The sequence below is a fragment of the Rhodococcus sp. MEB032 genome (assembly GCF_030208925.1).
In the GTDB taxonomy this organism is placed as follows: domain Bacteria; phylum Actinomycetota; class Actinomycetes; order Mycobacteriales; family Mycobacteriaceae; genus Rhodococcus_F; species Rhodococcus_F qingshengii.
This window is the reverse complement of record NZ_JARVSY010000012.1, coordinates 88,784-103,763: the sequence shown is the minus strand read 5'-3', so window position 1 is coordinate 103,763 and position 14,980 is coordinate 88,784. Positions and strand designations below refer to the sequence as shown.

Here is a 14,980-nt window from a genome sequence, read left to right as displayed (position 1 = left end):
TGATGACAATCTGGAACGAACTTGCCGGGCTCGATTTCGAGTTGACGACCGTCGACGCCGGCGGTGTGCCCACGCGCTCTCTGCAGGCAGGATCCGGTGACGAGGCCGTGATCTTCCTGCACGGCACCAGCGGACACCTCGAGGCATTTGCACGCAATATTGCACCGCACGCCGAGTCTTACCGGGTTCACGCGATCGACATGCTCGGCCATGGTTACACCGGCAAGCCTGACTACCCGTACGAGATTCCGCGCTACGTCGAGCATTTGGTGAACTACCTCGACGCGGTCGGACTGGACCGTGTGCACTTGGTGGGTGAAAGCCTCGGTGGTTGGGTCGCTGCCTACCTGGCCAGCGAGCAGCCCGAACGTGTTCTGTCGCTGCAGTTGCTGGCAGCAGGCGGAACAGTCGCGAACCCGGTAGTCATGGAGCGCATCAAGACGTCGACCGCGAAGGCCGTCCAGAGTGACGACATCGAATTGACCCGCGCACGTATGCAGTTGCTCATGCATGATCCCGCCGATGCAACCGAGGAATTGGTTCAGGCTCGTCACCGGATCTACCATCAGCCTGACTTTGTCGCCAACATCCACAACCTCCTTTCCCTGCAGGAGATGGAGGTTCGCCAGCGGAACCTGCTGCGCCCGGATCGAATGGCACTCATCAAGGCGCCGACTCTTGTGGTCTGGGGTCAGGAAAATCCGTTCGGTGATGTTCCGGAAGCGAAGAAGATGGCCGAGGATATTCCGGGCGCTCAGCTCGAACTCTACTCGGAGTGCGGTCACTGGCCGCAGCACGAGCAGGCAGCGAAGTACAACCCGCTGAGCCTCGAGTTCTTGGCAAAGGCATCAGCCAGCGCGAAGGCAGCTATCTGAGAAGTTCCTGCCAAATATGCTGCTGCGTAATGGAGCCGGTCTCTCGATTGGGAGGCCGGCTTCCGCGTTTTCGAAGGTACAGTCATCGTCTTACAGCGAAGGAGTTCTCGTGAAGAAAGTACTTCTGCTGACGGCCGACGCCGACAACGGACTCGGTACCGCAATCCGTGACGCCGTCAGGGGTGAGGCGGAGGTAGTTCGATTACCTGAGCGCACCACGGGGGCGCTCCGTGCGGAGTTGCCGACATGCGACGTCGTGGTGGGGGACTGGAGTGGTGATCTGCCACTGGGCAAGGAGGAAGCAGAGCTCGGCCGGAATGTGCTCCTCGTCCAACAGCCTGGTGCCGGAACCAATTTCATCGATGCCGAAGCCTGGCGCGCCGCCGGAGTTCCGGTGGCGAATACTCCCGGTGCAAACGCGAACTCGGTTGCGGAGTGGGCAGTGCTCGCGGCAGGTGTGTTGTGCCGCTCCATGTTCTGGGCGCACAACGAGGTTACCGATGGTCGATGGCCACAGGAATCCATCCTGACGCGCGATTGCCGCGATCTGGCGCAGCGCCGGGTCGGCGTCGTAGGTGTTGGTTCGATCGGCCGCCGGTGTGCAGAATTGTTTGCCGCCTTCGGTTGCGACGTCTATGTCACCGCGCGTTCGAGACCGCGTGACACTGTGGCTGCGACGTTTGTGTCACTCGACGAGTTACTGCCTCTCGCGGATGTCCTGGTGCTGGCCGTCCCGCTTACGGAATCAACTCGGGGACTGATCAATTCCCATCGAGTTGCGCAGTTGCCCACCGGAGCGATCGTGGTCAATGTGGCGCGCGGCGCTGTCGTCGACGACGCGGCATTGGCGCGTGCCTTGCGTTCCAGGCATGTCGGCGGCGCTGCCCTCGATGTGTTCGACGTTGAACCACTACCGATTTCGAGCCCGCTCCGTGGATTCGATTCGACCCTCCTGAGCCCGCACGTCGCCGGCGGCAGCGCCGGAGCGCGTGCGTCGATCTATTCGATGACGGCGCAGAATGTCGCCAGTGCGCTGCGCTCGCAGACAATTCGGTGGACATTGTGATTCGGTGGACATTGTGATCGAGGGCCGTGTTACCGAAGTATTTCGGTCCGCACGTTCCTCCAGGTGCAGTGTTTCGCCGAGGTAAGTTCCTGTCCCCGGTCCGCACGGTGGACCCGGTTGGTTCTCGGGTGTAGGTACACACAGCTAGGTTTGCTCTCCACGACCCGCAACTGCGGCACAGATCACAAACAAAGGTGTGAGTAGATGGCCTCGCTGTCAAAGTTTGGAAGGACTGCTCTTGTTTCGGCTGCGCTGCTGCTGACCGTTGCAACCGGCGCATGCAGCCGCCCGGCGACGCAAAGCACAGCTGATTCTGCCGGAAGTGGACCACTGCGTATCGCAGTCGGAATCGATGCTTCCTACGCTCCGTTCTTCGTAGCGGATCAGGAAGGCATGTTCGACGCTGCCGGTTTGGACGTCGAACTCGTCCAGTTCGGTCGTGGTGGCGAGGCCGTCGACGCACTCTCGACCGGGCAGGTCCAGATCGCCGGTAGCTCCGATACGACAACGATCGCCCAGTTGCGTCAGAATCCGTCGTTGCGCGCGATGTACTCGTACGAGGCGTCGGGTGACTACATCAAGGTCGTGCTGCGTAACGGTGTCGACTCACCGGCTGCGATCAAGAAGATGGGCATCGTCCCGGGTCTCAGCCAGATTTCGACGGACAAGTACCTCGCTGCCAATTCCATTGCCCCCGGTTCGGTCGAGATGATCTCGGCGACCCCGACGGACATGCCCGCACTGCTCAGTCGCGGCGACATCGACGGGTTTGTCCTGTGGGAGCCGTGGCCGGCCACCGCCCTGGATCAGGGAACCGGCCACGTGGTGGCAGTAACCGGAGACTACGGCTGGTTCTATCATCATTGGGCGATCACGACGGCTCCGTGGTTGTCGGCCAACGAAGAGACAGCGCGAACCGTCGCGAAGGTGCTCGACGAGGCAACGCGCAAGGTCGAGTCGGATCCGGGCGTGGCAGCGTCCGCGACCAAGGCGGCTGTGAACGTCAGCGAGGATCAGACTATTGCCGCGGTGGACGAGATCGACTTCGCCGTGGTGAATCTCGAAGCTGCGGATGTCGAGTCGGCTCAATCGATCGTAGATTTCTACAAGTCGATCGGTGTTCTCAGCGACCAGCCGGATCTCGAATCGGCAATGCTTCTGGATTGGTACAAGGATGGTGCACAGTGAGTATCGCAACAAGTGGTTCAACGACCAGCTCGACGAATAGCGCGGGGACAGCCGGCCCCGGCAAGAAGAACACCGGTGTTGCCATCGACGTGGTCGACCTCGGAATCAGCTTCGGCGCGGCGGAGATCGTCGCCGGAATCGACATGCACGTGCAGCCAGGTGAATTCGTCTGTCTGCTCGGTCCGAGTGGCTGCGGCAAGTCGACGCTGCTGTCGTCCATGGCCGGCTTCGTGGAACCCAGCGCCGGCGAGATCGTGTGCGACGGAGATGTCGTCGCCGGCAGTAACCGCCACGCCGGCATGGTGTTTCAGAGCTCCGAAGCGTTGTTCGAATGGATGACCGTGAGCCAGAACGTGGCCTACGGCCCCAGGATGCGTGGAGCGAACCGCAGCGAGCAGGCGAGTATCGCGGCCGAGTACCTCGCGATGGTCGGCTTGCCCCACGCGGGTGCGAAGTTCCCCTCGCAGCTGTCCGGCGGTATGCGGCAACGTGTTCAGATCGCACGAGTTCTTGCCAACCAGCCGTCGTTGGTTCTCATGGACGAGCCGTTCGGTGCGTTGGACGCTCAGACTCGTCAGGTTCTGCAGACCGAACTCGACCGTATCTGGCGGCACACCCGCTGCACCGTGGTATTCGTGACTCACGATATCGACGAGGCACTGACGTTGGCTGACCGTGTGATCGTGATGTCGGCCGGCCCGCGGGCCCGGATCAAGAGCGTCTACGAGGTCAATGCGGCTCGTCCGCGAGACCGCAACGATCCCGAGGTGATCGAGCTCTACGAGAAGCTGCGGGACGACATTCGGGCAGAAGTGGTTGCGTCGCTGCGGAACCAAGGCATTGAGGAGGACGAGCTGTGACGGCTGTAGTGACCGGTGGTTCAGCCGGTGTGAGAACAGCGAAGGTGGCGGAGACAAAAAAGCGTTCGTCGGCGCGGCGATCCAAGATTGTCAAAGCGACGCTGATGTATGCAGCCTCAGCGGCAATCGGTTTGGGCATCTGGTCGTTCCTGGCGTGGTGGTACGGGCCGACCACCATTGCATCACCGGCCGAAGTATGGTCGGCGGCACAGGAACTGTGGGAGAGCGGCGTTCTGTGGTCGTCGATCACCGCATCGGGTCAGCGAATTCTCATCGGCTGGTTCCTGGGTGTCGTGATCGGTGCTCCCGTCGGAATTCTGATGGGCCGCATTTCCATCGTGCGACAGCTCCTCGATCCGTACATCGAGTTCTTCCGGTTCATTCCGCCTATTGCGTTTGTCACTCTCGCCGTCGTCTGGTTCGGCATCGGTGAGACGTCGAAGGTTGTTCTGATCTTCTACACCTCGGTATTCATCGTCACGGTCAGCACGATTGCCGCGACTGTAGCGATCAGCGAGAACAAACTGCAGGCAGCGGCAAATCTTGGTGCCAACAAACTTCAGATCATGAAGACGGTGGTCTTGCCGTCGTCGATCCCCGGCATCGTCACGGGCGCTCGCCTGGCGATGGGCAACAGCTTCCTCACCATCGTGTCGGCGGAGATCGTCGCCGCCGACCAGGGTATCGGTTCGATGATCTGGCAGGCTCGAAACTACGGCCGGATCGACTGGACGTTCGTCGGCATCATCGTCCTGGGCATCATGGGCTTCATCTTCGACCGGATTCTCCGCATTCTGTCCTCGCGGTACCTCGCCCGTTACGGCGTCAAATAGTCAGGAGCGCAGCATGAATCACCCGCTGAGCATTGCCGAGCAGGCCGGAATTCCGGGACCGCCCGAGTTCACCGATATCGAGAGTGAGCGGCGTCGTCGCAAGACCGCTGTCATCGGCGGGTATCGGATTTTGTCGAAATTCGGTTTGGACGAGGGAATCTCGGGACATATCACCGCCCGAGACCCAGAAGATCCGGAGACTTTCTGGACTGCGCCGTTCGGGCGGCACTTCTCCCAGGTTCAGCCGGAGGAATTGTTGCATGTGGCGTCGGACGGCGCGGTCATTTCCGGAGACGGACCGCTCAACCGAGCAGCGTTTGTCATCCACAGCAAGGTTCACGAGGCTCGTCCCGACATCATCGGAGCTGTTCACGCTCACGGTTTGAACGGTAAGGCGTTCTCCTCGCTGCACACCCGCCTAACGCCGATCACTCAGGACGCGTGCGCCTTTCACGAGGATCACTCGATCTACGAGGAGTATCACGGGGTGGCGCTGGACGAAGAGGAGGGGATTCGCATCGCGGATGCCCTCGGATCGAACAAGGCCGTGATCCTCACCAACCACGGTCATCTGACCGTCGGAACTTCCGTGGAGAGCGCAGTGTGGTGGTATGTGTCGATGGAGCGGTCGATGCAGGCGGAGTTGACGGCGCGAGCCGCCGGTGATCCGGTTGTCCTGCACGAGAAGATCGCGGCGCAGACCTACGAAGCAGTCGGCACCGAGAAGGTGGGGTGGTTTGCGTACTCGACCATCATCCAGAAGATCGCAGCAGACGAACCCGAGGTATTCGCGCACTGAATTCTTCGCGCACTGAATTCCTGCGAGCATTGGGCCCGTCGACCGAGAGGTCGGCGGGCCCTTTTCGTGCTGTCCCGCAACTGTTACCGAGGTCTGTTGAGCGGACCGGTTTCATTTGCGTGAGTCCGTCGGCGCAATACCGTATCGAGTGTGAACAAAACGTCTTCCACGGCGACCGACAACGAGATCGGCGTCGATATTCTGATCATTGGTGCCGGCCCCGCCGGGCTGTACGGCGCGTACTACGCAGGCTTCCGCGGCCTCTCGGTTGCCGTGATCGATGCCCTTGCGGAACCGGGGGGACAGGTCAGTGCGATGTACCCGGAGAAGGCGATCCTCGACATCGCGGGATTCCCTTCGGTCAAGGGACGCAACCTCATCGAGGGTTTGATGGCGCAGGCTGCCCCGTTCGATCCGGTGTACCTTCTGGGCATGCAGGCTCGTGAGCTGTCGCATGACGACGACGGCCGGGTGCGGATCACCACCAGCACGGGCCAGGTCGTGGTGGCCGGCGCGGTTGTCATCACCGGCGGCATCGGAACCTTCACCCCGCGTCCGTTGGCGAAGGGTTCGGAGTTCATGGATCGGGGGCTGAGTTACTTCGTCCCGGATTTGTCGGCGCACACCGGGAAAGACGTTGTCATCGTCGGTGGCGGCGACAGCGCGTTCGACTGGGCCGTTCACCTGGAACCGATTGCCAAGTCCGTCACCCTGGTTCACCGGCGAGATCGTTTCCGCGCGCACAAATCCACAGTCGCCAAGGTGCAGGAAAGCAGTGTCCAGGTTCTCGTCAACGCCGATGTCTCGGCGGTACGTGGAAACGGGTGGATCGGCGAGGTCGACATCACCCACAAACAAGACAAGAGCACGTCCACGCTGCCCGCTCAATCCGTCATCGCTGCATTGGGATTCACGGCCGACCTCGGTCCGATGATGGAGTGGGGAATCGAGATCGACAATCGCCACATCGCGGTGAACACACGGATGGAGACGAATGTTCCGCGTGTGTATGCCGCCGGGGACATCACGGACTATCCCGGCAAGGTCCGCTTGATCGCCGTCGGTTTCGGCGAGGCCGCGACTGCGGTGAACAACGCTGCGGCAGTGCTGGATCCGGAAGCAGAAATCTTCCCTGGACACTCCACCGAACAGGAGAGCTAGGCAATGGCATTTGTCATCGGTGAAGCATGCATCGACTACACGGACCGATCGTGCATGGAAGAATGCCCCGTGGATTGCATCTACGAGGGTGATCGCAAGCTCTACATCAACCCGAACGAATGCATCGATTGCGGCGCTTGCGAATTGGCCTGCCCGGTGGAGGCGATCACCGTCGACCGGAAAGCAGACCCGGATTTCAAGGAAGACAACAAGCGCTTCTTCCTCGAGGTCTTGCCTACCCGTAGCGAGCCCGTCGGAAATCCGGGTGGTTCGGCAAAGATCGACATCGTCGGCGTCGATACCCCGATGGTTGCGGCGTTCTGATGGCTGGCGGCCTGCAACTCGGATACGTTGATTCGTCTTTCGGGCAATTGCATTACGCGCAGCAAGGTTCGGGTGAGGCGATTCTCCTGCTTCATCAGGCGCCCCGGTCGTGGGACGAGTTCCGCGAGTTCATTCCACTCCTTGCCGACGACTTCCGCGTTGTCGCGATGGACATGCCGGGGTACGGCAACAGTGCTCCGGTGCCCGGCCCGCAGACCATCGAGACCTATGCGCGAGGCGCGTGGGAATTGCTCGACACCCTGGGCGTCGATCGAGTCACGGTCATCGGTCACCACACCGGTGCGGCAGTGGCGCTCGAGATGGCGGCATCACGCCCCGAGAGGGTGCACGCTGCCGTGCTCTCGTCGTGCCCGTGGACCGACCGCAACTACCGCGAGGGGCACTCGGGACCCGGTGGGATCGACTGCGTCGACCGGGCCGCAGACGGTAGCCATCTCACCAGGCTGTGGGAGATGCGTCGCCCCTACTACCCCGAACCAGGCACCGCACTGCTCGACAGGTTCATCCGAGACGCGCTTGCCTACCGGGTAGATCCGGCGGAGGGGCACAAAGCCTGCGCCCGCTACGTCATGGAGGCGAGAGTCGGTTCGGTGACTGCGCCGGTTTTGCTGATCGGCGCGCAGAAGGATCCCTTCTCGATGCCTAACATTGCGCCGTTGCGTGCACACCTGACGGGTGCGGCAGTGGTGGAAACGGAGATCGTCGAATCGGGGACCGTCGCACTCGTCGAGGAGCACGCTCCGCAGATTGCATCCGCCGTCCGCATGTTTCTGGAGAATTACGCAGGTAGGCGCCCCGTGTAAACTCTGCGGGACGGGTTCACTGAGCGGACCGTGTGGCGTGCGTCTCATCGTGTCGTCACCATAGTGTCAGTCTCGAAGCACCTGCACCTAACGAGGACCCCGACCGATCTCGGTCGTTGTGGCACTCGGTCTCGGCAGGCTGTCACAGATCGTTCAGGAGGACACTCATGGCCGCTCCACAACAATCCGTCGGGTTCGGATCCGTACTACCCATCGCGTCGGAAACGACCGCTGCATCGCAGCCTGCAGGTGAACTGTCCTCGGTCCTGGGCAAGGCTCGAATGATCTTGGACGCTTTCGACACCGACCACAGTGACCTGTCTCTGACGGAGCTCACCCGGCGCAGTGGGGTCGCGAAAGCGACGGTTCACCGGTTGGCCGGCGAGCTGGTCGAGTGGGGATTGCTCGAGCGCGCGGGTACCAAGTACCGGCTCGGCCTGCGATTGTTCGAGCTGGGCCAATTGGTGCCGCGTCAGCGGATTCTGCGCGACGCGGCGCTGCCGTACATGGAGGACCTACTGCTGGCGACGCAGGAGACGGTTCACTTTGCGGTTCGTGACGGCATCGACGTCCTCTACATCGAGAAGATCATCGGACACCGCGGGCTCAATCAGCAGTCGCGGGTGGCCGGTCGGCTCCCGCTGTATTGCACCGCCACCGGCAAGATCATCCTAGCCTTCTCCCCGCAATCGGTCTTCGACGAGGTAGTCGAGCAGGGTTTCACCGCCTTGACCAGTCGAACGACGATGTCCGTCAGCGTGCTGCGCCAGCAAACCGAGCGGATGCGTAAGGAACAACTCGCGGTGGAGGTCGAGGAGACACGGCTCGGGTACATGAGCGTCGCAGTGCCGGTGTTCAGCGGCCCGCGCACTCTGGCCGGCGCGTTGTCTGTGACAGCGCCGACGGCTCGCCTCAACGTCAGCCGCATCACCGGGGCCCTGCGCACTGCCGGCGCCGGAATCACCCGAAAACTTCATGCCATGAAGTGCACACATTCGCCGAGCGACCCGCTGGCTCTGCGCACGATCTGCAGTCCGGTGATGTGTTCGTTCAACGGTTGCGGCAAGTAGCGAGGCGCGGTCTATCGCCGGGCGCGGAACACGCTCTTCTCGCAGTCCCAGGTGTGTGGGCCGACGCCCCTCTCACGTAGCACTGCTTTCTGTACCTTGCCGGTTTCGGTGAGTGGCAACGTGTCCACGACGTCGATGTACCGGGGAAGTGCAAAGTACGGCAGCTGTTGCTGGGAGAACTCCAGAATCGAAATGGGGTCGAAAGATACTCCGGGGCGCAGTATTACAGTTGCCATGACGTCGTCCTCGGCCAGATCCGACGGTACCGGGAAGACGGCAACCTGACCGACCGACGGATGCAACGCCAGAACGGTTTCCACTTCGGCCCCGGAAATATTTTCACCGCGGCGCCGAATCACGTCTTTGATGCGATCGACAAATCGGAACCAGCCGTCTGCTTCCCGAATCACCCTGTCACCGGTCTGTATCCAACTCTCCGTCGCCGGAATCTCCTCGCCCAGATAGCCCAGTGAACAGGCGCCGGGGATCGTGCTGCGGACCACCAGTTCGCCGGGCTCCCCGTCTGCGGCCGCAGTACCGTCGTTGACGACTGCGGCGTCGTAGCCACTCATCACCCGCCCCATGTACCCGGCCCGCCGATCTCCCGGAAGTGTGCCGATCACGAGATTGGTTTCGGTACTTCCGAATCCGTCCACGAGTTCTACACCGAATCTCTGGGCAAACGGTTCGATCAGATGAGCCGGTGTTGCGGGGGCAAGTGCCACGTGGACGCTGTGCTGTCGGTCTTGCGGCGATGGGTCCGCGTTCATCAACATGGCCACCATCGCACCCAGTAGGTAGTCGACAGTTGCGCCGATCTCGCGAACTTCGCGCCAATGATTGCGGACCGAAAAGCGTTGTCCCAGGAAAAAAGTAGACCCGGCCCAAAGGGACTGAACAAAGGCATTGAGAGCATTGGTGTGAAACAGCGGCAGGCAGTTGTACAGCACATCGTCCCCGGTGAGCCCGAGTGAGGCGCCGACGCCTTTGCCCCACTGCAGGAACTGCGCGTGCGGGCATCGGACGCCTCGGGGCAGACCGGTGGTGCCGGAGGTGAAGAGTATCGCGGCCAGGTCGAGCGGATCGAGGGTCTCGGGCTCACAGCCCGGATGCGAACCGGCAGTGGGGACGCACTGTTCACCCATGACCCACACGGTGCCGTCGAATCCGGCTACAGCGCCTGAGTATTCGGGTGAAACCAGGATCCGTTGTACACCAGCCTGTTCGAGTGCGCTGGCAACACTGTCGGCTCGGAGGGCCGTATTGAGTGGGACGACAACCGCACCGATCCACGCGCATCCGAGAACAAGGTCTGCCAGTTCGATCCTGTTGCCGGACAGTGCCGCCACGCGCTCCCCACGGCCGACACCGTGATTACGGAGATCCGCCCCCATCGACGCTGCACGATCCCGCAATTCGCGGTAGGTGACCGTGATCCCGTCGACGACGAGCGCCGGGTGCTCCGGACGCTCCAAAGCTCGCCTCCGGATCAAATCCGGAAGCGAGCGCGGAATGGCATGTGCGTCGTGGGGCATGGGTAATTGTATCCCTCAGGGTACGACGACGGCCCGGCCGGCAACCTTGCCCTCACCCATCAACTGCAGTGCTGTTGCGATGTCATCCAGCGGAAACTCCTGCACTGCAACGGAAATCTTGCCTTCGATGAGCAGCCGGATCATTTCAGGTGCCAGTTCGGCTTGCCGGGCAGTCTTGCGAATCATGTTGACGGGCAGGATCCGGACATCGCTGAGCAACCAGTTCGGCAAGTCCAGGGTGAGGCTCTTACCCAAGGTATATCCGATCAGGGCAGCCCGGCCACCGGGGACAACACTCGCCAGAAGGTGCGGCAAGCCGTCGCCGCCAAGCGTGTCGATCACGGCGTCGACGGAAGGCTCGGATCCCACCACTCCGGCAAGTTCGTCGCCTTGCCCGACGACGGGACGCACACCCTCCGGAAGCAAGGCAGCCTGATCTTCGCGCGGTACAACACCGATTACCTCGGACGCTCCGGCAAGCAGAGCGAACTGTGCTGCCATCGATCCGACAGCGCCGGATGCTCCGGCGACAACAACTCGTTCGCCGGGAGCGACGGCTGCAATGTCGTTGACGGCAACATAGCCGGTTGTGCTGGGCAGGAAGAAGGTTGCGGCGACGGCCGGCGACAGTGCGGGATCAAAGGGTGTGAACGCCTTGTCTGCCGCTACCAGATACTCAGCCCAGCAACCGTTCTTGAACAGGCCGACTCCGCCGCCTCGGACCAGAAGGCGGGTGCCAGGCTCATAGGTGTCGGATTCGATTACCGTCGCCGCTCCGTCTGTTCCACCGATATGTGGCAGGTTCGGCTTGACTCCGAAGTTTCCGCTCGCGACGGTGATGTCGAGATGGCCGAGCGCGGCAGCGTCGATGCGCACGAGCGTCTGACCGGATTCACGTGTGGGAATGTCGATGTCGTCGATGACCGGTGAAGTGCCGAACTGATGGAGTCGGGCCGCGCGCATTGTGTCTCCTAGTAGCGATCTGTGAATGGATGTACTGAATATGAGTGCGGTCAGGACAGGATCGACTGGTCGCGAAGTCCGGCGATCAGTTCGTCGCTGTATCCGAGCACCGACTCGAGGACGTCGTCGGTGTCCGCGCCCAGCACCGGCGCAGCGCGTCGGATCGAGCCGGGTTCGGAGTTCCGGCGAACAGGGATGCCTTCGTGGAGGAATGTTCCGGCGAGGGGATGTTCCTGTGCCGAATAGAAACTGCGTGCCCGAAGATGTGGATCGCTCTCGACCAGGTCGCGTCCGTCCTGGACGGTGCCGGCCGCGATACCCGCTGATTGCAAGCGTTCCATGACGGTTTCGGGTGACAGAGTCCTGGTCCAGTCGGCGATGGCGTCGTCGATACGTTCGTGATCGGCTTGGCGGCTTTCTGCACTCGCGAAGTCAGGATTGCCGATCCATTTCTCTGCTTCGATGATGCGGCACAATGCATTCCATTCCGTGGTATCGCGAACGGCAATCGAGCACCACCGGTCGCTGCCGAGGCACGGGTACACGCCGTGTGGTGCCAGTTCGTGATGGCTGTTGCCGATCGGATCGGGGGACTGTGACCGGGCGGCTCGGAGAACGCTGGTACCCATGTGCGCTGCCATGGCTTCGAGTTGTGACAGGTCTACGTGCTGTCCCCGGCCGGTCCGGTCGCGGTAGTCGAGGGCTGCCAGCATCGCGACGCCGGCTTGCAGTCCGGCGACGATGTCGCCATGGCCGTAGATGACTCCGACAACGTCATCGGCGTTCCAGCCGGTCAGTGCGGTCAAACCGGTACTTGCCGAAACGATGTCGGCATACGACACCCAGTCCTTGCGAGGACCGGTGTGACCCATCCCGGACATCGACACGTAGATGATGTCCGGGTTGAGCTCCCGGAGTTGTTCGTAGCCGAGCCCCATCTTGTCCATGACCGACGAGCTGAAATTCTCGACCACGACGTCGGAGTTCCTGATCAGGTCGCGCAGTACCGAAAGGCCCTCTGCGGATCGGGTATCGAGTGTGATGCTGCGCTTGTTTCGGTTGACGTCGTTGAAGTACCCGCTGGTGTTCGGATTGTCGTGCGGTCCTCGCGAGAGATGCATGAACGGTGCAAAGCGAGTCGGGTCCGGGCGTCCGATCGATTCGACCTTGATGACATCGGCACCGTGGTCGGCAAGGATTCTGGTGCCGTACGGGCCCGCCAACACCCACGTGAGATCCAGGACGCGGACACCTTCGAGGCTGGGCGTGCTGCCACCGCTGAACTCGTGGGTTTCGTTCACTGCCACAGGCGAGGTGGCCTTCAAGAGTTCCTGATGCTGGCCCAACCGGGCAGCCTCGAGCGTTCCGATGCGCCGGCCTTCGGGGAAAGCGAAGCCGAACCCGAGATCGCGGTAGGTACCGTGATCTCCGGTCACGTCGGTGAAGAAGTCCCGGTCGTTGAGTTGCGGGTTACGCAGCAGTTCTTCGGGCCGGTCGACCGCTGCCCACGGCAACTTGCGTGACTGCGCGCTGACCGCGAATTCTTCCTTCGGCCACTTCGCGATGAAGACGGACAGAACGTCGAAAATGTGTTCCTGATGCGTCTTTCGGTAGACCGCGTCGGACCACTCCGGTTGATCGAGATCGTCCTGAGCATCGTTGTCGATCAGCCAGGCCAACATGCCGTCCCACATGCGGGGGCTACCGCCGAGGCCGCCACCGACATAACCGTCGGCGGCCTGGAACAGTCCGTGCGGAACGAGCGGATGTACCCGGCCCGGACGCGGTGGTACGCGGTCCTCGTGAATGTAGGCAAGAGTGCCCGCTTCCAGCGCGGCGGCAACACATTCCTGAGCGCTGATCTCCAGCAACGGGTTGTGGCCCTTGGATCGCGAACGCAGTCCGAGAAGCACGCCGATTGCGGCATTGATTCCGGCGAGCTGCTCAGCCTGGAGTTCGGGGAGCAGCAGTGGAGGGTGCTCGGGATCGCCGACCTGGGCCATCATCCCGCCGAGTGCCGCGACGGTCAGATTTGTTGCCTTCCAGTCACTTCGCGGTCCGGTTGTGCCGAAGGGTGTCACTCGTACGTGAACGAGAGATCCTCGGTTGTCGCGTAGAGCGCCGGTCGCGCTGCCGTCGAGCAGGACGTCGGCACTGCGCAGTAGTGCTTCGAAAGCGATGCGATCGTTGCTGTCGTCGATATCGAGGACAACGGACTTCTTGCCCGCATGCCAATGCAAGTACGAATCACCCTGGGACTCGGTGCGACTGGGGTCACCGGTGGGTGGTTCTACCAGAATGACCTCGAAACCCAGCCCGACCAGGATGCGCCCGGCGAATCGCGCAAACGGACTGGAAATCTCTACGACCCGTACCGGGGGATGCACCACAACTACTCCGTTTCAATCGAAAGATATCGCCGAACCGACTGGAGTCGAACGTAGTTCTGCGGGCCGGTGGGCGACATGATTTCGGTCTGCCCACCGGACCCGTTCTCACTCTCCGCTCAGGCGGCGTTCTGCTCGAACCATCCCGAGAGGAGGACAGCGGACGGATCGATGTCCGCGGAGATCTTGCCCTGCTCGCGGAAGAATGCAACAAGTTCGTTTGCGCGCTCCACGTCGTCCTCGGTGAATCCGCGTCCACCGAAATCGATTTGGGTCACCCGGTCTGCGGCCTCGGCCGGGTCCATCTGGATAGACGCGGCAATTGCGGTTGCAGCCCGATCCGGATCCGAGTTCACGATTGCCGACGCTTCCGAGATCACCTTGAACACCTTGCCTGCGGTTTCTTCGTTCGCGGACAACCAGTTGTCCGAAGCGATGATCCATTGGGCGTACTTGGCGCCGAAGTCGCCGGTCGTGGCAACAACGCGCCCGCCGGTATTGACACTCTGCGTCACCCAGGGGTCGAAGGACAGGAAGCCGTCGATGTCACCGCGCGCCAGCAAAGCAGGCTGTTCGGGCGGGCTTGTGCTCACGAGTGTGACCGTCGTGGGGTCGATGCCGAGACTGGCCAGGTACTGGTTCGTGAAGTAGAGGCCGATGCCGGGGAAGACGCCCATGGTCTTGATCGACTTCGGCTCGACGCCATTCCTCAGTACAACCTGGAAGTATCGGTCGGATTCCTGAAATACGCCCAGCGCCCGCAGGCTCGGATTGGCGGCCATGACGGACAGTGCCGTCGAGTCGGCATTGCCGGAGAGTTCCGAAGTTCCGGCTACGACGTTCTGGGCGCCTGCTGCCCCGCCTTCGGTCTGGATGACCTGGACGTCGAGGCCGGCGGCCTCGAACATGCCCTCGTGGTCGGCGAGGAAAATCGGGGCGTACGACGGGTCTACACCTACCGCGATCCGTACCAGGCCACCACTTTCGGCGGAGTTGTCGGTAGCGGGGCGGGTGCATCCGCTGACGGCGATCGTCAGGGCGGCGAGAGAAGCGACTGCGCCCACCCATTTCTTCTGAAATTTGTTGAGCATGATG

Annotated in this window: 14 protein-coding genes; 10 read left to right on the top strand and 4 right to left on the bottom strand. The window is 61.9% G+C overall.

From position 1 onward, the window contains the following. The first annotated feature begins 2 nt into the window (after positions 1 to 2). The 10 genes from QRN54_RS14880 (at position 3) to QRN54_RS14835 (ending at position 9,000) form a co-directional block, all read left to right on the top strand. Positions 3 to 875 carry an alpha/beta fold hydrolase gene (locus QRN54_RS14880; protein ID WP_019746500.1) on the top strand — a complete coding sequence of 291 codons (873 nt, stop codon included), beginning with the start codon at positions 3 to 5 and terminating at the stop codon, positions 873 to 875. A gap of 109 nt (positions 876 to 984) precedes the next feature. Further along, a complete protein-coding gene (locus tag QRN54_RS14875) occupies positions 985 to 1,941 on the top strand; it encodes an NAD(P)-dependent oxidoreductase (protein WP_019746501.1) in 957 nt (318 codons plus the stop codon). Positions 1,942 to 2,145: 204 nt separating this feature from the next. Then, entirely contained in the window at positions 2,146 to 3,129 is a 984-nt protein-coding gene (locus tag QRN54_RS14870) for an ABC transporter substrate-binding protein (protein ID WP_007731624.1), read from the top strand. Continuing rightward, complete coding sequence (locus QRN54_RS14865) at positions 3,126 to 3,989, top strand: ABC transporter ATP-binding protein (RefSeq protein WP_007731623.1); 864 nt, start codon at positions 3,126 to 3,128, stop codon at positions 3,987 to 3,989. Before QRN54_RS14870 ends, QRN54_RS14865 begins: the two co-directional genes overlap by 4 nt. Continuing rightward, positions 3,986 to 4,822 carry an ABC transporter permease gene (locus QRN54_RS14860; RefSeq protein WP_019746502.1) on the top strand — a complete coding sequence of 279 codons (837 nt, stop codon included), beginning with the start codon at positions 3,986 to 3,988 and terminating at the stop codon, positions 4,820 to 4,822. Before QRN54_RS14865 ends, QRN54_RS14860 begins: the two co-directional genes overlap by 4 nt. Before the next feature lie 13 nt (positions 4,823 to 4,835). Continuing rightward, positions 4,836 to 5,621 carry a class II aldolase/adducin family protein gene (locus QRN54_RS14855; protein WP_285182341.1) on the top strand — a complete coding sequence of 262 codons (786 nt, stop codon included), beginning with the start codon at positions 4,836 to 4,838 and terminating at the stop codon, positions 5,619 to 5,621. A gap of 150 nt (positions 5,622 to 5,771) precedes the next feature. Continuing rightward, entirely contained in the window at positions 5,772 to 6,782 is a 1,011-nt protein-coding gene (locus QRN54_RS14850) for an NAD(P)/FAD-dependent oxidoreductase (protein ID WP_050655582.1), read from the top strand. A gap of 3 nt (positions 6,783 to 6,785) precedes the next feature. Beyond that, positions 6,786 to 7,106: a DUF362 domain-containing protein gene (locus tag QRN54_RS14845; RefSeq protein WP_007731605.1), complete on the top strand. Its 321-nt coding sequence runs from the start codon at positions 6,786 to 6,788 to the stop codon at positions 7,104 to 7,106. Then, on the top strand, positions 7,106 to 7,930 hold the full coding sequence (locus QRN54_RS14840; protein ID WP_007731603.1) for an alpha/beta fold hydrolase: 825 nt from the start codon (positions 7,106 to 7,108) through the stop codon (positions 7,928 to 7,930). Before QRN54_RS14845 ends, QRN54_RS14840 begins: the two co-directional genes overlap by 1 nt. Positions 7,931 to 8,097: 167 nt before the next feature. Beyond that, positions 8,098 to 9,000 (top strand): IclR family transcriptional regulator, encoded by a 903-nt coding sequence (locus QRN54_RS14835; protein ID WP_007731601.1) that lies wholly within the window; start codon positions 8,098 to 8,100, stop codon positions 8,998 to 9,000. Positions 9,001 to 9,011: 11 nt separating this feature from the next. Here the strand turns inward: QRN54_RS14835 and QRN54_RS14830 are convergent, their stop codons facing one another. From QRN54_RS14830 to QRN54_RS14815, 4 genes are all read right to left on the bottom strand, one after another. Next, positions 9,012 to 10,535, bottom strand: a complete 1,524-nt coding sequence (locus tag QRN54_RS14830; RefSeq protein ID WP_021342542.1) for an AMP-binding protein — start codon at positions 10,533 to 10,535, stop codon at positions 9,012 to 9,014. Between the two features lie 15 nt (positions 10,536 to 10,550). After that, the gene (locus QRN54_RS14825; protein ID WP_007731598.1) at positions 10,551 to 11,498 is read right to left on the bottom strand and encodes a quinone oxidoreductase family protein; all 948 of its coding nucleotides are present in this window, start codon (positions 11,496 to 11,498) and stop codon (positions 10,551 to 10,553) included. Between the two features lie 50 nt (positions 11,499 to 11,548). Next, positions 11,549 to 13,888 (bottom strand): CaiB/BaiF CoA-transferase family protein, encoded by a 2,340-nt coding sequence (locus tag QRN54_RS14820; RefSeq protein WP_054780785.1) that lies wholly within the window; start codon positions 13,886 to 13,888, stop codon positions 11,549 to 11,551. A gap of 116 nt (positions 13,889 to 14,004) precedes the next feature. Beyond that, entirely contained in the window at positions 14,005 to 14,976 is a 972-nt protein-coding gene (locus QRN54_RS14815; protein WP_007731596.1) for an ABC transporter substrate-binding protein, read from the bottom strand. Positions 14,977 to 14,980: the final 4 nt, after the last annotated feature.